This is a genomic window from Sphingopyxis sp., from assembly GCF_965279725.1.
Lineage (GTDB): Bacteria > Pseudomonadota > Alphaproteobacteria > Sphingomonadales > Sphingomonadaceae > Sphingopyxis.
The window spans coordinates 93,932-110,081 of record NZ_CBDIIL010000003.1; the positions used below are offsets into that span (position 1 = coordinate 93,932).

Annotated in this window: 15 protein-coding genes; 11 read left to right on the forward strand and 4 right to left on the reverse strand. The window is 64.5% G+C overall.

The annotated features are described in order from the left end of the window. Positions 1–130 precede the first annotated feature (130 nt). The 6 genes from guaA to ACQY6T_RS09325 all read left to right on the forward strand — a co-directional run bounded on the left by guaA (position 131) and on the right by ACQY6T_RS09325 (position 7,532). Positions 131–1,732: a glutamine-hydrolyzing GMP synthase gene (gene guaA, locus ACQY6T_RS09300; protein WP_428630503.1), complete on the forward strand. Its 1,602-nt coding sequence runs from the start codon at positions 131–133 to the stop codon at positions 1,730–1,732. Between the two features lie 6 nt (positions 1,733–1,738). Beyond that, on the forward strand, positions 1,739–2,230 hold the full coding sequence (locus ACQY6T_RS09305; protein ID WP_428630504.1) for a GFA family protein: 492 nt from the start codon (positions 1,739–1,741) through the stop codon (positions 2,228–2,230). Then, positions 2,227–3,405 (forward strand): formate-dependent phosphoribosylglycinamide formyltransferase, encoded by a 1,179-nt coding sequence (purT, locus tag ACQY6T_RS09310; protein WP_428630505.1) that lies wholly within the window; start codon positions 2,227–2,229, stop codon positions 3,403–3,405. The genes ACQY6T_RS09305 and purT overlap by 4 nt, the downstream gene beginning before the upstream one ends. Before the next feature lie 28 nt (positions 3,406–3,433). Further along, positions 3,434–6,250, forward strand: coding sequence for a DNA polymerase I (polA, locus tag ACQY6T_RS09315; protein ID WP_428630506.1), 2,817 nt, complete (start codon positions 3,434–3,436; stop codon positions 6,248–6,250). Beyond that, positions 6,247–6,738, forward strand: coding sequence for a hypothetical protein (locus tag ACQY6T_RS09320; RefSeq protein WP_428630507.1), 492 nt, complete (start codon positions 6,247–6,249; stop codon positions 6,736–6,738). The genes polA and ACQY6T_RS09320 overlap by 4 nt, the downstream gene beginning before the upstream one ends. 119 nt (positions 6,739–6,857) lie before the next feature. Further along, entirely contained in the window at positions 6,858–7,532 is a 675-nt protein-coding gene (locus ACQY6T_RS09325) for a CDP-alcohol phosphatidyltransferase family protein (RefSeq protein WP_428630508.1), read from the forward strand. A gap of 5 nt (positions 7,533–7,537) precedes the next feature. Here the strand turns inward: ACQY6T_RS09325 and ACQY6T_RS09330 are convergent, their stop codons facing one another. Beyond that, complete coding sequence (locus ACQY6T_RS09330; RefSeq protein WP_428630509.1) at positions 7,538–8,431, reverse strand: prephenate dehydratase; 894 nt, start codon at positions 8,429–8,431, stop codon at positions 7,538–7,540. Positions 8,432–8,602: 171 nt separating this feature from the next. Between ACQY6T_RS09330 and ACQY6T_RS09335 the strand changes: the two genes are divergently transcribed. Together ACQY6T_RS09335 and ACQY6T_RS09340 are read left to right on the forward strand one after the other, a co-directional pair. Further along, on the forward strand, positions 8,603–9,283 hold the full coding sequence (locus ACQY6T_RS09335) for a c-type cytochrome (protein WP_428630510.1): 681 nt from the start codon (positions 8,603–8,605) through the stop codon (positions 9,281–9,283). Further along, positions 9,283–9,711 carry a c-type cytochrome gene (locus ACQY6T_RS09340; protein WP_428630511.1) on the forward strand — a complete coding sequence of 143 codons (429 nt, stop codon included), beginning with the start codon at positions 9,283–9,285 and terminating at the stop codon, positions 9,709–9,711. Before ACQY6T_RS09335 ends, ACQY6T_RS09340 begins: the two co-directional genes overlap by 1 nt. Before the next feature lie 101 nt (positions 9,712–9,812). Here ACQY6T_RS09340 and ACQY6T_RS09345 read toward each other — a convergent pair whose 3' ends face one another. Together ACQY6T_RS09345 and ACQY6T_RS09350 are read right to left on the reverse strand one after the other, a co-directional pair. Then, positions 9,813–10,688 carry an LOG family protein gene (locus ACQY6T_RS09345; RefSeq protein ID WP_428630512.1) on the reverse strand — a complete coding sequence of 292 codons (876 nt, stop codon included), beginning with the start codon at positions 10,686–10,688 and terminating at the stop codon, positions 9,813–9,815. A gap of 67 nt (positions 10,689–10,755) precedes the next feature. Further along, positions 10,756–11,427, reverse strand: a complete 672-nt coding sequence (locus tag ACQY6T_RS09350) for an extensin family protein (protein ID WP_428630513.1) — start codon at positions 11,425–11,427, stop codon at positions 10,756–10,758. A gap of 202 nt (positions 11,428–11,629) precedes the next feature. Here ACQY6T_RS09350 and ACQY6T_RS09355 point away from each other — a divergent pair, with 202 nt between their 5' ends. From ACQY6T_RS09355 to ACQY6T_RS09365, 3 genes are all read left to right on the forward strand, one after another. After that, positions 11,630–12,757 (forward strand): phosphoserine transaminase, encoded by a 1,128-nt coding sequence (locus ACQY6T_RS09355; protein ID WP_428630514.1) that lies wholly within the window; start codon positions 11,630–11,632, stop codon positions 12,755–12,757. 85 nt (positions 12,758–12,842) lie between these two features. Continuing rightward, positions 12,843–14,429 (forward strand): phosphoglycerate dehydrogenase, encoded by a 1,587-nt coding sequence (serA, locus tag ACQY6T_RS09360; RefSeq protein ID WP_428630515.1) that lies wholly within the window; start codon positions 12,843–12,845, stop codon positions 14,427–14,429. Between the two features lie 141 nt (positions 14,430–14,570). Beyond that, positions 14,571–15,683 (forward strand): ATP phosphoribosyltransferase regulatory subunit, encoded by a 1,113-nt coding sequence (locus ACQY6T_RS09365; protein WP_428630516.1) that lies wholly within the window; start codon positions 14,571–14,573, stop codon positions 15,681–15,683. Here ACQY6T_RS09365 and ACQY6T_RS09370 read toward each other — a convergent pair. Then, entirely contained in the window at positions 15,680–16,057 is a 378-nt protein-coding gene (locus ACQY6T_RS09370; protein ID WP_428630517.1) for a DOPA 4,5-dioxygenase family protein, read from the reverse strand. The two genes, ACQY6T_RS09365 and ACQY6T_RS09370, sit on opposite strands and share 4 nt — an antisense overlap. Positions 16,058–16,150 lie beyond the last annotated feature (93 nt).

Here is a 16,150-nt window from a genome sequence, read left to right on the forward strand (position 1 = left end):
TGACGCGCATCTTTGTCGGCGGTTCATCTGGTCGCAATTTGTCGCAACAATATGGCAGCACCATAAAAGTTCGACCGATGGCCCACGACGACCGCTGGACAGCATGGCCGCGCGCCCTTATCGGCCAGCCATGCCGACTCCAGACACTTCCTCCGCCCCAAAGTCCGATACCGGTGAATCGATCCTGATCATCGATTTCGGCAGCCAGGTGACCCAGCTCATCGCCCGCCGCGTGCGCGAAGCGGGGGTCTATAGCGAGATCGTCCCCTTCACCTTGGCCGAAGCCGCGCTCGAGCGGATGCAGCCCAGCGGCATCATCCTGTCGGGATCGCCCGCCTCGGTCCCCGCCGACGGTAGCCCGCGCGCACCGCAATCGGTGTTCGACAGCGGCCTGCCGGTCCTTGGCATCTGTTACGGCCAGCAGGTCATGAGTCAGCAGCTCGGCGGCCAGGTCGAACCCGGCGGCGGCGATGGCGAACGCGACGGCGAATTCGGCCGTGCCTTCCTGACCGTCACCGAACCCTGCGTGCTGTTCGACGGCTTGTGGGAAGTCGGCGAACGCCATCAGGTGTGGATGAGCCACGGCGACAAGGTCACCGAATTCGCCCCCGGTTTCCGCATCGTCGCGGTCAGCGATGGCGCCCCCTTTGCGCTGATCGCCGACGACGAGCGCCGCTATTACGGCACCCAGTTCCACCCCGAGGTCGTCCATACCCCCGACGGCGCCAAGCTGATCGCCAATTTTGTCCGCCACGTCTGCGGTTGCAGCGGCGACTGGACGATGGCTGAATTCCGCGCCACCAAGATCGCCGAAATCCGCGCTCAGGTCGGCGACAAGCGCGTGCTGTGCGGCCTGTCGGGCGGGGTCGACAGTGCGGTCGCCGCGGTGTTGATCCACGAAGCGATCGGCGAGCAGCTGACCTGCGTGTTCGTCGACCACGGCCTGCTGCGCATGAACGAGCGCGCGCAGGTCGAGGAGCTGTTCCGGGGTCATTACAACATCCCGCTCGTCGTCGTGGATGCCGAGGAACGCTTCATGGCGGGTCTCGCTGGGCTCACTGACCCAGAGGCAAAACGCAAATTCATCGGCGGCGAATTCATCAATGTGTTCGACGAGGAAGCAAAGAAGATCGGCGGCGCCGACTTCCTCGCCCAAGGCACACTCTATCCCGACGTGATCGAAAGCGTGTCCTTCACCGGCGGGCCGAGCGTCACCATCAAGAGCCACCACAATGTGGGCGGCCTGCCCGCCCGCATGAAGATGGCGCTGGTCGAGCCCTTGCGCGAGCTGTTCAAGGACGAGGTGCGCCTGCTCGGCAAAGAGCTCGGTCTTCCCGACATTTTTGTCGGCCGCCACCCCTTCCCCGGCCCCGGCCTGGCGATCCGTATCCCCGGCGAAGTGTCGAAAGACCGCTGCGACATCTTGCGCAAGGCCGACGCCGTCTATCTCGACGAAATCCGCAATGCCGGGCTGTACGACGCGATCTGGCAGGCGTTCGCGGTGCTGCTGCCCGTGAAAACCGTCGGCGTGATGGGCGACGGGCGTACCTATGATTTCGTCTGCGCGCTGCGCGCCGTCACCTCGACCGACGGCATGACCGCCGACATCTATCCCTTCGACGCCAGCTTCCTCAGCCGCTGCGCGACGCGCATCATTAACGAGGTGCAGGGCATCAACCGCGTGGTGTACGACTATACGTCGAAACCGCCGGGGACGATCGAGTGGGAGTGAAGCATCATGGGCAGCCCCGAACGCCTTGACGTCGAAGCTTCGGGCGGCTGTCAGTGTGGCGCGGTGCGGTACCATGTCACTGCAGTGCTCGACACGTCGCACATCTGTCATTGCCGCATGTGCCAAAAGGCGACGGGCAATTTCTTTGCGGCGCTGATCGGAGTGCCGCGCGATGCGGTCGTCTGGACGCGCGGCCAGCCTGCGACCTTCAACAGTTCGGACAAGGCCGCGCGCGGGTTCTGCCGCGCCTGCGGGACGCCGCTCCTTTACGATTATGCCGAGAGCAAGCACATAAACCTGACCACCGGGTCGTTCGACGAACCCGCGCGCTTTGCGCCCAAGGTCGAATTCGGCCTCGAAGGCTGCCTGCCCTGTTTTGCTGACCTGCCGCTCAAAGCCGAAGGCACCACTGAGGAAACGATGAGCGCCTATGTCGCCGCCATCCAAGCGAGCAATCATCAACACCCCGATCATGATACCGAAAGTTGGCCCGCATGACCCCCACCGCTACCATCCTCCTGCTCGGCTCCGGCGAGCTTGGCCGCGAGTTCGTGATTTCGGCGAAGCGCCTCGGGTGCCGCGTGATCGCTTGCGACAGCTATGAAGGCGCACCCGCGATGCAGGTTGCCGATGGCTATGAGGTGTTTTCGATGCTCGACGGCGACGCGCTGCGCGCGACGATCGAGAAGCACCGCCCGGACCATATCGTCCCCGAGGTCGAGGCGATCCGCACCGAAGTGCTTGCCGATGTCGAGGCGGCCGGTTTCCATGTCGTCCCCTCGGCACGCGCCGCGCAGTTGACGATGAACCGCGACGCGATCCGCGACCTGGCCGCCAGCGAACTCGGCCTCACCACCTCGACCTTCGAATATGCCGAAACGCGCGAAGCACTGCACGCAGCTGCGACGCGCATCGGCTTTCCGCTCGTGGTGAAACCGGTGATGTCGTCGTCGGGCAAGGGCCAGAGCACGGTCAAAGACGCGGACGACATCGACGCAGCGTGGGACTATGCCGCCGCCGGGATGCGCGGTGACCGGCTGCGCGTGATCGCCGAGGCATTCATCGATTTCGATTATGAGATCACGCTGCTGACCGTGCGGCACAAGGACGGTGTGACCTTCTGTCCGCCGATCGGCCATCGGCAGGAACGCGGCGACTACCGCGAAAGCTGGCAGCCAGCGGCGATGTCGGACGCCGCGCTCGCCAGCGCACGAGACATGGCGACCAAGGTGGTTGACGCACTCGGCGGCCACGGCATTTTCGGGGTCGAATTTTTCGTCAAAGGCGATGCGGTCATCTTCTCCGAACTCAGCCCGCGTCCGCACGACACCGGCATGGTGACCTTGATCTCGCAGCGGCTGACCCAGTTCGACCTCCATGCCCGCGCCATCCTGGGTCTGCCTATCCCCACGATCGACGTACCCGACGCCAGCGCGAGCGCTGTCGTGCTGGCCGACCGCGACGCAAGCGACTTCGCGATCACCGGCCTTGCCGATGCCCTCGCGGCGCCGAACCCGGACACGTCGGTCGATGCCCGTATCTTCGGCAAGCCGGTTACGCGTCCCTATCGCCGGATGGGCGTAACGCTCGCGCGCGTTGCCGGCGGCACGACTGACGACGCGCGGGCCGCCGCGGTCGCAGCGGCCGCAAAGCTCGTCATCGACTATCGCTAGGGCGCATCGCCGCTGCTACACCGCCGCCATGTCCGAAAAGAATCATCTCTATCTGGTCGATGGCTCCAGCTATATCTTCCGCGCCTATCACCGCCTGCCGCCGCTGACGAACCCCAAGGGGGTGCCGGTCGGCGCGGTCTATGGCTATACGACGATGCTGTGGAAGCTCGCCAAGGACCTTCACGACGCCGATGGGCCGACGCATCTCGCCGTCATTCTCGACCATAGCAGCAAGTCGTTTCGCAACGACATTTACGACCAGTATAAGGCGAACCGGCCCGAACCGCCGGAGGATCTGCGCCCGCAATTCCCGCTGATCCGCGACGCGACGCGCGCCTTTTCGCTGCCGTGCATCGAGACCGAGGGGTATGAGGCCGACGATCTGATCGCCAGCTATACCGAGGCGGCGGTGGCCGCCGGGTGGGACGTCACCATCGTGTCGTCAGACAAGGATCTGATGCAGCTGATCCGCGAACCGGCGGGCGATGCGCCGCAGGTCGACATGCTCGACACGATGAAGAATGTGCGGATGGGCATCGAGGCGGTCGACGAGAAATTCGGCGTCGCCCCCGATCTGGTCGGCGACGTGCTCGCGCTGATGGGCGACAGCGTCGACAATGTTCCCGGCGTGCGCGGCGTCGGGCCAAAAACCGCGACGAAGCTGATCGTCGAATATGGCGATCTGGAAAAGGTCCTCGCGGGCGCCGGCACGATGAAGGCATCAAAGCTGCGCGACAATTTGATCGAGCATGCCGATATGGCGCGGCTGTCGCGGGTGCTGGTCGAACTGAAGCGCGATTGTGCGCTTCCCGATCCGCTGGACGATCTGAAGCTCGGAGCGATCCCGCCCGAACCGCTCAAGCTGTTCCTCGACGAACATGGCTTCCGCTCGCTGTCGGCGAAGCTCGACCTCGGCGCCACCCCCGGCGGCCCGCCGACCTTTCCGCGCGCGGGCGCCGCGCCGGTTGCGGTCTCGGCCGCCGGACCATCAACCCCGGCGCTGCCACCGATGGAGCCGATTGATCGGTCAGCCTATGAATGTGTGACCACCCTGGAAGCCCTCGATCGTTGGGTTGCCGAGGCAAAGGCCGCGCATGTCGTCGCGGTCGATACCGAGACCGCCAGCCTCGACAGCGTGACCGGCCGCTTGGTCGGGGTCAGTCTGGCGACCGCGCCGGGTAAGGCCTGTTACATCCCGCTCGGCCATGGCGGCACCGATATGTTCGCCGAAAAGCCCGAGCAGATTGCGATGGATCAGGCGCTCGCGCGGATCGGTGGCCTGTTTGCCGACGATGCGGTGCTCAAGGTCGGGCATAATCTGAAATATGACATCGGCGTGTTGGCGCAGCACGGCATCACCGTCGCACCCTATGACGACACGCTGCTGCTCAGCTTTGCGCTCGACGCGGGCCAGCATCAGCATGGGCTCGACGAGCTGGCGAAGCTTCATCTCGATCACACCTGCCTGACCTTCAAGGAAATGTGCGGGACAGGCAAATCGCAGATCAGCTTTGCCGAGGTGCAGCTCGACCGCGCGACCGAATATGCCGCCGAGGATGCCGACGTCGCGCTGCGGCTGTGGAAGCTGCTCAAGCTGCGCCTGCCGATCGAGGGCGGGACGCGCGTTTACGAGATGGTCGACCGGCCGCTCGCGTCCATCGTCGAGGGCATGGAGCGCGCGGGTATCATGGTGAACCGCGACTATCTGGCAAAACTGTCCGGCGAATTCGCGGTCGAGATGCTGCGGATCGAGGGCGAAATCCACGCCCTCGCGGGTCAGCCTTTCAGCATTGGCAGCCCCAAGCAGCTTGGTGAAATCCTGTTCGACAAGCTGGGTCTGAAGGGCGGGCGCAAGGGCAAGTCGGGCGACTGGTCGACCGACCAGAACGAGCTGGAACGCCTCGAACGCGACGGGGTGCCGATCGCGCGCAAGATTTTGGAATGGCGCCAACTCGCCAAGCTCAAATCCACCTATACCGACGCCCTGCAGCAACAGATCAATCCCGTGACCGGTCGCGTCCACACCAGCTACAGCCTGGTCGGCGCGCAGACCGGGCGGCTGTCATCGACCGACCCGAACCTCCAGAACATCCCGATCCGCACCGAAACCGGGCGCCAGATCCGCGACGCGTTCATCGCCGCGCCCGGCCATGTGCTGATCGCCGCCGACTATAGCCAGATCGAACTGCGGTTAGCCGCGCATATGGCCGATGTTCCCGAACTCAAGGAAGCCTTTGCGCAGGGGCAGGACATTCACGCCGCGACCGCGATCGAATTGTTCGGCGAAAGCAACCGCGATACCCGCGGCAAAGCCAAGACGGTCAATTTCTCCATCCTCTATGGCATCTCGCGCTGGGGCCTTGCCGGGCGGCTCGAGGTCACGCCGGATGAGGCGCAGGCATTGATCGCGCGCTATTTCGAACGCTTTCCCGGCATTTCGGACTATATCAATGACACCCTCGAAAGCGTCCGCGCCAAGGGTTATACCGAGACGCTATTTGGCCGCAAAACCTGGTTCCCGCGCATCAAGGCGCCGAACCAGAACGAGCGCCAGGGCAGCGAGCGCGCCGCGATCAACGCGCCGATCCAGGGGACCAGCGCCGACCTGATCAAACGCGCGATGGCCCGGATGCCGAAGGCGCTCGCCGACGCGGGCCTGTCCGACGTCAAGATGCTGCTGCAGGTCCACGACGAACTGGTGTTCGAGGCGCCCGAGGGCCAAGCAGAGGCGGCAGGCACCGTCATCCGCGCGGTGATGATGGGCGCCGCCGAACCGGCGCTCACGCTGTCGGTCCCCCTGGAGGTTGAAATCGGCATCGGCAAAAGCTGGGGCGAAGCGCATTGATCGCCGCGCTGTTGTTTGTCGCGGCGCTCGCCGCCAATCCTGTGGTTGCGCCCCCCGCGCCCGCGACCACCGTGGTATCGCCCATTGCCGACACCGACCTGCGTGAATTTGTCGCGATCGCAGGGCGCAAAGTCGCTGGACGCCCGGTGGGCGGCCCGATCGCGAGTGCCGACAAGGTGCTGCTGATCGCGCGCGACGACAAACGGTTTCCGGTCATCGCCACCAGTGTGGGCTTCCCGGCGCGCCAGTCTTTGCCCACCCCGCCGCAGGGCACACTCGCGGTCGTCCGTCTGCGCCAGCGCTACGACACCCCCGTCCCCGGTCCGTCCGCGAGCGATCTCGCCTTCGCCGCCGCGAACCGGATGCCGCTGTTCGTCATCGGCGAATGGGCACGCCCCGCCCCGATGTGGGAGGTCGCTTGGGTCGATGATGCGGTTCGGTACCGCACTATCGGCGACGTCGGCGAAATCGGCCCCTGGCAGGACTGACCGATACCCCGGTACGCTGCGCCGACCCCTCGGCCCTTTCGCACCCGTGACTTTCGCTCTATGACGATCCGATGACAGTCGGCTGGCGACCTTGTGACAGCCAGCAACAAAGGATTTCCATGAGCAAGTTCCAACCCGTCGCGCAAGCGCCGGTCCGTATACAGCAGAATATCCTCGCGCGCGGAGAGCGCCGTCTGCTTAACTGGATCTGTCCGCGGCTGCCGCAATGGGTGACCCCCGACAAGCTAACCGTGCTGGGTTTTATCGGCGCGGCCATGGTCGCAGCGGGTTATGTTCTCAGCTGGATCGACAGCGAATGGCTGGGGCTGTGCCTCGCGGGCTATATCATCAACTGGTTTGGTGATTCTCTCGACGGCAGCCTGGCGCGCTGGCGCAGCATCGAGCGGCCCAACTATGGCTATTTCGTCGACCATAGCGTCGATGCGCTGGCGACGCTGCTGATGGTCAGCGCGATCGGGATGAGCCCCTATATGCGGTTCGACGTCGCGCTGATGGCGGTGATCGGATATTTCCTGCTGTCGATTCATACCTTCATCGCCGCCAAGGTCGTCGGCGAGTTTCGTCTGTCCTATATGGCCGGCGGGCCGACCGAGCTGCGGTTGATGTTGATGGCGATGACCGCCCTGATGCCAATCGTCGGCGGCGCCGACATCCGCGGCACCAATTTCTCGCCCTTCGATCTGTTCGCGCTGGTCGTGTCGAGCATCCTTGTGACGCTGTTCATCGTTCAGACGTCCGCGACCGCCCGGATGCTCCGCCGCCGCGGCGGCTAAGGCGCTTAGGGGCGCACCCGCGCTTGCGCATAGGTGCCAAGCAAACGCAGCGATTTGGTCTGGAAATCCAGTTCCTCGAGCGCGCGATCGATGCGCTCGTCGCCCGGCGCGCCGACGATGTCGGCATAGAATTGCGTCGCGGCAAAGCTGCCACCGGTCTGATAGCTTTCCAGCTTGGTCATGTTGACCCCGTTGGTCGCAAAACCGCCCAGCGCCTTGTAGAGCGCGGCGGGAATATTCTTCACCTCGAACATGAAAGTCGTCATCACCGGCCCTTCGATTGCCGAAACGTCGAGCAGCGGCTCGCGTGCCAGTACGACGAAGCGCGTCATATTGTGATCGGCGTCCTCCATCCCGGTGCCATGCAGCGTCAGCCCATAAAGCTCGGCGGCATGTGGCGGCGCCAGCGCGGCAAGCCCTACCTCGTCGCTGTCCGCGACCCACGCCGCGGCGCCCGCGGTGTCGCTGTGCGCGACCGGTGCAATATTATTCTCTCGCAACCAATGGCGGCACTGGCCAAGTGCCTGTTCGTGACTCATCGCGCGCGTCACCGGGCCAAGGTCGCGGCTCATCAATCCGTAACGGATCGGCAGAAAATGCTCGCCGACGATCGACAGCCCGGATTCGGGCAGCAGGAAGTGGATGTCGGCAACCCGGCCGTGCAGGCTGTTTTCGATCGGGATGATCGCGCGGTCGACGCGGCCATCGCGCACCGCATCGATTGCGTCCTGAAAGGCGTAACACGGCAACGGCAGCGAGTTGGCATCATATTCGCGCGCCGCCAGATCGCTGTTCGCGCCCGGTGCGCCCTGAAACGCCAGGCCGCGGGCCGGCTGAGCCAGCGCCGCCACGCGCATGTCGTCGACCAGATGCTGTGCCGAAGCCGAATAACTGCCCATGATTGCCTTCCCGCGCTGGAGCCGCGGCGCATAGCCGCAGGACCACGGCGGCGCAACTGGCCGCGTGACCCATTTCATCCTCTTGCGCCGCCGTCCACGCACCAGTAAGGGAGCGTCCAAATCACTTAATGCGCTCCGCAAGCGGGCGCCAGCTAACGGGGCTGCAAGAGCATGGACAATCGCAACAACACGATCGCTGGCTGGGTGCTGTTCGCCGGCATTTGCGCGCTGGGCCTCACCATCGGGTCGAGCATGTTGTTCGCCAGCCACAACCCGGAAAAGCCCGGCTTCGTCATCGAAGACGCCGAAGCCGGTGGCGGCGCTGCCGCATCGGCGGTCCCGCTTGGCAATCTGCTCGCCGCCGCCGACGTGGCGAAGGGCGAGGCCGTGTTCGCCAAATGCGCCGCGTGCCACACCATCGCATCGGGCGGCGCCAACGGCATCGGCCCCAACCTCTATGGCACGCTGGGCGAAGAAATTGGCCACGGCAAACATGGCTTCGCCTTCTCGACCGCGCTGTCGGGCATGGGCGGCAGCTGGGACTTTGAAAAGATGAACGCGTGGCTGACCAGCCCGCGCAAGTTCGCGCCTGGCACCAAAATGTCTTTTGCGGGCCTGTCGAGCCCCGAAGACCGCGCCAACCTGCTCGTTTATCTGAACGCGCAAGGTTCGAACCTTGCGCTGCCCGCCGCTCAAGCGGCACCCGCGGCCGCCGACGGCGCCGCACCAGCCGAAGGTGCAGCCGAAACGCCTGCCGAAGGTGCGACAGCCGCTCCCGCCGCCGAAGGCGCGGCCGCTCCGGCAGAGGGCGCAGCTCCAACAACCCCCGCCCCGGCCGAAGCCAAGAAATAATGCGGTTCGCGCCCGTCCTGCTGGCGGGCGTGCTCATGCTCGCGGGTTGCGGCAAGAGCGACACGCCGACGGAAGCACCGGCGGCGAATGAGTCCGGCGTCGAAACGCCCGCGATTGCCCCGACCGCCGCAATGGGCGAGCAGGTGTTCAAACGCTGCGTCGCCTGTCACACGATCGACAAGGGGGGGTCGAATGGCATCGGCCCCAATCTGCACGGTGTCGTCGGCCGCGCCGTCGCGTCACACGCCGACTTTTCCTATTCGGGCGCAATGAAGGCCAAAGGCGGCGTCTGGGACGAAGCGGCGCTCGACACCTATCTCAAGCAACCGATGATGGCGGTGCCCGAAACGCGCATGGCCTTTGCGGGCATCCCAGACGATGCCGACCGCAAAGCATTGATCCTGTATCTGGAAAGCCAATCGAAATAGCGCCGTCGCCCACGCGCAGGCGGGGGCCGTTGGAGGCCTGATTCCATCATCGCTATAAGAACGATTGCGGCCCCCACCTTCGCGCGAGGGCGACGCATCAGTCAGTTCGGATTTTGCACATCGTCGTAGAAATCCTGAATGATCTTCCATGCTTCGTCAGCGGTTTCCACAAAGTGGAACAGCGACAGGTCGCGCTGGCTGATCACGCCTTCCTCGACCAGCGCATCGAAATTGACGACGCGGGTCCAGAATTCCTGGCTGAACAGCACAATCGGGATCGGCTTGATCTTGCCGGTCTGGATCAGCGTCAGCAGCTCGAACGTCTCGTCGAACGTCCCGAACCCGCCCGGAAAGACACACACGGCGCGCGCGCGGAGCAGAAAGTGCATCTTGCGCAGCGCGAAATAGTGGAACTGGAAGCTGAGGTCGGGGGTGACATAACGGTTCGGCGCCTGTTCGTGCGGCAGCACGATATTCAGCCCGACCGATTCCTTGCCCTCGTCATCCGCACCGCGGTTCGCCGCCTCCATGATCGACGGCCCGCCGCCCGAACAGACAACGAAGTTGCGGCACCCCTTTTCGTCGGGCGGCACTTGGCTCGCGATCCGCGCCAGCTTTCGCGCTTCATCATAATAGCGCGCCTTGGCGGCAAGCCGCTCGGCGATCCGTTTTTCTTCGGGGGTGCGGGCGGCGTCGAGCACGGCCTGCGCGGTGTCGGGTGATGGAATGCGGGCCGAGCCATAAATGACCAGCATCGATTCGATCTTCGCCTCGTCGAGCATCAGTTCGGGTTTGAGCAGCTCGAGCTGGAATCGCACGGGGCGCAGATCTTCGCGGAGCAGGAATTCGGTGTCCTGAAACGCCAGCCGATAGGCGGGGCTTTGCGTCTGCGGGGTCGATACCGCCTGCTTGGCGAACTGCGCGTCGTCCTTGGCTTTGTGGAAACGCGAACGATGGGGTTGTTTGTCTGTTGTCATTGGCGAACGGCTAGCGGTTTCGCATGTCTTTGCCAAGGCGCCCGCCGTTCCCGGCATGACGAGGAAATCAGCGGCAGTAACCGTTGCCGCTCATGTCGAAATGAAAATGGTTATAATGGGCGGCATTATAGTCCGGACCCAGCACCGTACCGAAACGGCGGCAGCCCGATTTGTGCAGTGCGCGCAGGAAGTCCTGTGACGTCTTGTCGCCCTTCCATCCGCCGTCGAGCATGATGCGGCGCCCGTCTGCGAGCACAAAGCCCGACACATCGACCGCGTTCGAATAGGCATGCTGCGACAGGCGGCCCGAACGACCGCCATAAATGTTGCGGCAGCTATAGGTGCCAAAGGTCTCGATCTTGACGACCTCTTGGCCAAAATATTTCCGCGCCGCCGGTTTCACTGCAAATTGCGCCCAAGCGGCAAAATTCTTTGCCAGCGGACAGGTCATCGCGCCCAGATTGGTCGTGGGGGTACCGATGTCGAGCAATTTGACCGAATCGATCGAACTGCACCCGCCGCCATGATCCTGGTTGGCCAATGGGGTAAAACGCACCCCCGCTTGCTTGAGCTCGAAAGCGCATTGCTGGGCTTCCGCGCCGGTGAACGACGGCGCAGCCGCAACTTGCGGACGTTTTATTGTGCTTGCACTCGGGCGTTTTGGATCGCCGCGCTTCATTACATCGGGACTGCCGAAACAGGCCGACAGGGCCAGCGCCGCGGTGGCCGCTAATAGCATCCGAGGCTGCAAAAAGGTCGCAATGGGCATGACCGTCAAAATACCGACAAGATGGTTAACAAGCTCTTTAGTTTTGCTTCAACTCGCCGGAAATTTCGCGCGGCCCACGCATTTTGTTTGACAGCTGCGTGGCCCACCCTAAACGCGGCGCCGGGCCACGCGGTCCCAACGCCGCGCGAGCTCTCTGCGAGGAGAGACTATAATGACTGAAGTGCCGACACCTGAATTGCGCCCTGCGCGCCCGTTTTTCTCTTCCGGACCCTGCGCCAAACCGCCGGTCTGGTCTCCCGAAAAGCTCCAAACCGAATCGCTGGGCCGCTCGCACCGCGCCAAGATCGGCAAGACGCGCCTGCAGCTTTGCATCGATCTGATGCGCGAGATGCTGCAACTCCCCGACACGCACCGCATCGGCATCGTCCCCGGATCGGACACCGGCGCGTTCGAGATGGCGATGTGGACGATGCTTGGGCAGCGGCCCGTCACGACGCTCGCCTGGGAGAGCTTCGGTGAAGGCTGGGTCACCGATGCCGCGAAGCAGCTCAAGCTCGATCCGACGGTCATCCGCGCCGATTATGGCCAGCTTCCCGATCTGACGCAGGTCGACTGGTCGAACGACGTTCTATTCACCTGGAACGGCACCACCAGCGGCGTCCGCGTCCCGAACGGCGACTGGATCGCCGACGACCGCGAAGGTATTTGCTTCGCCGACGCGACCAGCGCAGTTTTCGCTTACGACCTGCCCTGGGACAAGATCGACGTCGCAACCTTCAGCTGGCAGAAAGTGCTCGGCGGCGAAGGCGGCCATGGCGTGCTGATCCTCGGCCCGCGGGCGGTCGAACGCCTCGAAACTTACACCCCCGCCTGGCCGCTGCCCAAAGTGTTCCGCCTCGTCTCGAAAGGCGCGCTCGCCGAGGGCGTGTTCAAGGGCGAGACGATCAACACCCCGTCGATGCTCGCGGTCGAGGATGCCATCTTCGCGCTCGAATGGGCGAAGTCGCTCGGCGGGCTCGACGGCCTGAAAGCGCGCAGCGATGCCAATGCCGCGGCCCTCGACAAGATCGTCGAAGAGCGTGACTGGCTGAGCCATCTCGCCGCCGATCCCGCCAGCCGGTCGAAGACGTCGGTCTGCCTGTCGGTTGCCGGCGCTGACGAGGGCTTCATCAAGAAGTTCGCCGGGCTGCTCGATGCGGAAGGCGCGGCTTACGACATCGCGGGCTATCGCGACGCGCCGCCGGGGCTGCGCATCTGGTGCGGCGCAACCGTCGACACCGCCGATATCGAAGCGCTCGGCCCGTGGCTCGACTGGGCTTACGCGTCGCTGAGCGCCTGACGTCGTCCCAGCGAAAGCCGGGACAGCTATCGATCATCCCCCTTCCCAACGATCCCAGCTTTCGCTGGGATGACGGAGACAGACAATGACCCAACCCAAAGTCCTCATCAGCGACAAGATGGACCCCCGCGCCGCCGCGATCTTCAAGGAGCGCGGTATCCATGTCGACGAGATTACCGGCAAGACCAAGGAAGAGCTGATCGCGATGATCGGCGACTATGACGGCCTCGCGATCCGGTCGGCCACCAAAGTCACCGCCGACGTCCTCGCCGCCGCGACGAACCTGAAGGTCGTCGGCCGCGCCGGGATCGGGGTCGACAATGTCGACATTCCCGAGGCGTCGAAAAAGGGCGTCATCGTGATGAACACGCCGTTCGGCAACAGCATCACCACCGCCGAACATGCGGTTGCGATGATGTTCGCGCTCGCGCGCCAGATTCCCGAAGCCAATGCCGGGACCCAAGCGGGCAAATGGCCGAAGAATGATTTCATGGGGGTCGAGCTGACCTCGAAAACGCTCGGCCTGATCGGTTGCGGCAACATCGGCAGCATCGTCGCCGAACGCGCGCTGGGTCTGCGCATGAAGGTCGTTGCGTTCGACCCCTTCCTGACCCCCGAGCGCGCGATCGAGCTCGGTGTCGAAAAGGCCGATCTCGACACCCTGCTCGCCAAGGCCGACTTCATCACGCTGCACACGCCGCTGACCGACCAGACGCGCAACATCCTGTCGGCCGAGAATATGGCCAAAGCAAAAAGGGGCGTGCGCATCATCAATTGCGCCCGCGGGGGATTGATCGACGAAGCGGCGTTGAAGGATGCGCTGGAGTCGGGCCAAGTCGCGGGCGCCGCCCTCGACGTGTTTGCGCAGGAACCGCCGGCCGCCGATCATCCGCTGTTCAGCGCGCCGAACTTCATCTGCACCCCCCACCTTGGCGCCTCGACCGACGAAGCGCAGGTCAATGTCGCGATCCAGGTGGCCGAACAGATTTCGGATTATCTGCTCACCGGCGGCATCACCAACGCGCTCAACGTCCCCAGCCTGTCGGCCGAAGAAGCACCGAAGTTGCGGCCCTATATGGAACTCGCCGAAAAGCTTGGCAGCCTGATCGGCCAGCTTGCGCACGACAATCTGACCACGATCTCGATCGAGGCCGAAGGTGCCGCCGCCGAACTCAACCTGAAACCGATCACCGCCGCGGTGCTGACCGGTCTGATGCGCCGCTACTCGGACAGCGTGAACATGGTGAACGCGCCGCATCTGGCGCGCGAACGCGGGCTCGACGTGCGCGAAGTGCGCCATGACCGCGACGGCGATTACCACACGCTGATCCGCGTCACCGTCGCCACCGATCAGGGCGACCGGTCGGTCGCGGGCACATTGTTCGGCAACAACGAACCCCGTCTGGTGGAGATCTTCGGGGTCAAGGTCGAGGCCGATCTCGACGGCCATATGTTGTACATCGTCAACGAAGACGCCCCGGGTTTCATCGGCCGCATCGGCACCGCGCTCGGCGAAGCGGGACTCAACATCGGCACCTTCCACCTCGGCCGCCGCGCCGCAGGTGGCGAAGCCGTGCTGCTGCTGTCGCTCGATTCGCCGATGCCCGAGCCGCTGCTGTGGCAACTTTGCCAGCTTCCGGGGGTGAAGATGGTGAAGGGTTTGAAATTCTAAGAAGCCTTTTCAATCCCCTTTCGTGTCGAGCGAAGTCGAGACACCCTGCGCTGGTGCCTGCCCTAACGGCATCTCGACTTCGCTCGATGCGAACGGAATTCGGGATTGTTGACTCTCGCCGACCATCCTAAGGCCGCTTCCATGCCCCGCACCCCTGCCCTGCTGCCCGAAGGCCTCCGCGACCGCTTGCCCCAACAGGCCGAGGCCGCATCGCGCATCACGCGCGCCCTTGTCGATGCTATGCGCGCACATGGTTATAGCCGCGTCTCGCCGCCGCTCGCCGAGTTCCGTGAGACGCTGGGCGGCGACGATGATCGGACCGCTCGGGACTTGCTGCGCTTCACCGATCCGGTGTCGCAGCGTACGCTCGCGCTGCGCCCCGACATCACACGTCAAGTCGGGCGGATCGCAACCTCGCTGCTAGCCAACGCCCCGCGCCCGCTGCGCCTCTGCTACGCTGGACAGGTCGTGAAGCTGCGCGCCAGCCAGCTCCGACCCGCGCGCGAAATGCTGCAGGTGGGCGCCGAACTGATCGGCAGCGACAGCGTTGCCGCGGCGCGCGAGATCGTGACGGTCGCGATCGATGCACTCGAAGCTGCAGGGATCGGTCCGGTCACGATCGATTTCACTTTGCCCGACGTCGTCGACCTGCTCGCAAACGGGCCGCTGCCGGTCGATGCTGACATCCAGCAGCTGCGCGACGAACTCGACGCAAAGGACGCCGGCGCATTGACGCGGCTGGGCGCCGAGGCTTATTTGCCCTTGCTGCGGGCGACCGGCCCCTTCGACAAAGCCATTGCCGACCTCCGCGCATTTGACACATCAGGCGTCCTTACGGGACGCATCGACGCGCTCGAAGCCATTGCCGCACCGATCGGCGACCGCGTCACGCTGACGCTCGATCCGACCGAACGCCACGGCTTCGCCTATCAAAGCTGGTTCGGCTTCCAGATCTTCGTTCCGGGCCAGGGCGACGCGGTCGGGCGCGGCGGCGGCTACGCGATCCCGGTCGGCGAACAGGAAGAAGCCGCTGTCGGCTTCTCGCTCTATCCCGATCCGCTGATCGACGCGGGGCTTGGCGCGGAAGACGACGCCGACCGCCGCATCTTCCTGCCGCTCGGTCACGACCCCGCGCTCGCGGCAAGCCTGCGCGCCGACGATTGGCAGACAGTGGCGGCGCTATCCGAAACCGACGACGCGCGCGCGCTCGGCTGCGGCTTTCGCCTCAGCGCCGACGGTCCGGTTGAAGCCTAAAAGTCGGAAACACCGAAGCGCGGAATGCCCTGGTTGACCCCGGGTGGATCGAGCACCGCCACATCGAGTTCGACGGGTTCGCCGATCCAGCGCGCCAGCGTCGTATGATCGGCCAGATCGTCGTCGGTGAGCGGATGGACCAAGGCGCGCAGCCCCGTCGCCTCGATCGCCGCCACCACGGCATCGCGATGCCCGGCCAGAAAATGCACCTCATATTGCGCAATCGGATGCGGCCCGGCGGCGCCATCGGTAATTGCCCCGACGAACAGGATTGCACGATCACGACCGAAATCGTCGCGCAGCGCAGCGGCGGCGGGCCGTTCGGCAGGATCGCAATAGATATGGGCGTGATAAGGGGCGTCGGGGTTGGTCATGGCACGGTGCGTTCCTTGATCCTCGTCACCCCGGACTGGATCCGGGGTCCAAGCGACTAACTTGGTCATGGGCCCCGGATCAAGTCCGGGATG

Coding starts and splice junctions, on each gene's coding strand:
- guaA (WP_428630503.1), top strand. CDS start 131: ATGCCGACTCCAGACACTTCCTCCGCCCCAAAGTCCGATACCGGTGAA.
- ACQY6T_RS09305 (WP_428630504.1), top strand. CDS start 1,739: ATGGGCAGCCCCGAACGCCTTGACGTCGAAGCTTCGGGCGGCTGTCAG.
- purT (WP_428630505.1), top strand. CDS start 2,227: ATGACCCCCACCGCTACCATCCTCCTGCTCGGCTCCGGCGAGCTTGGC.
- polA (WP_428630506.1), top strand. CDS start 3,434: ATGTCCGAAAAGAATCATCTCTATCTGGTCGATGGCTCCAGCTATATC.
- ACQY6T_RS09325 (WP_428630508.1), top strand. CDS start 6,858: ATGAGCAAGTTCCAACCCGTCGCGCAAGCGCCGGTCCGTATACAGCAG.
- ACQY6T_RS09330 (WP_428630509.1), bottom strand. CDS start 8,431: ATGGGCAGTTATTCGGCTTCGGCACAGCATCTGGTCGACGACATGCGC.
- ACQY6T_RS09335 (WP_428630510.1), top strand. CDS start 8,603: ATGGACAATCGCAACAACACGATCGCTGGCTGGGTGCTGTTCGCCGGC.
- ACQY6T_RS09340 (WP_428630511.1), top strand. CDS start 9,283: ATGCGGTTCGCGCCCGTCCTGCTGGCGGGCGTGCTCATGCTCGCGGGT.
- ACQY6T_RS09345 (WP_428630512.1), bottom strand. CDS start 10,688: ATGACAACAGACAAACAACCCCATCGTTCGCGTTTCCACAAAGCCAAG.
- ACQY6T_RS09350 (WP_428630513.1), bottom strand. CDS start 11,427: ATGCTATTAGCGGCCACCGCGGCGCTGGCCCTGTCGGCCTGTTTCGGC.
- ACQY6T_RS09355 (WP_428630514.1), top strand. CDS start 11,630: ATGACTGAAGTGCCGACACCTGAATTGCGCCCTGCGCGCCCGTTTTTC.
- serA (WP_428630515.1), top strand. CDS start 12,843: ATGACCCAACCCAAAGTCCTCATCAGCGACAAGATGGACCCCCGCGCC.
- ACQY6T_RS09365 (WP_428630516.1), top strand. CDS start 14,571: ATGCCCCGCACCCCTGCCCTGCTGCCCGAAGGCCTCCGCGACCGCTTG.
- ACQY6T_RS09370 (WP_428630517.1), bottom strand. CDS start 16,057: ATGACCAACCCCGACGCCCCTTATCACGCCCATATCTATTGCGATCCT.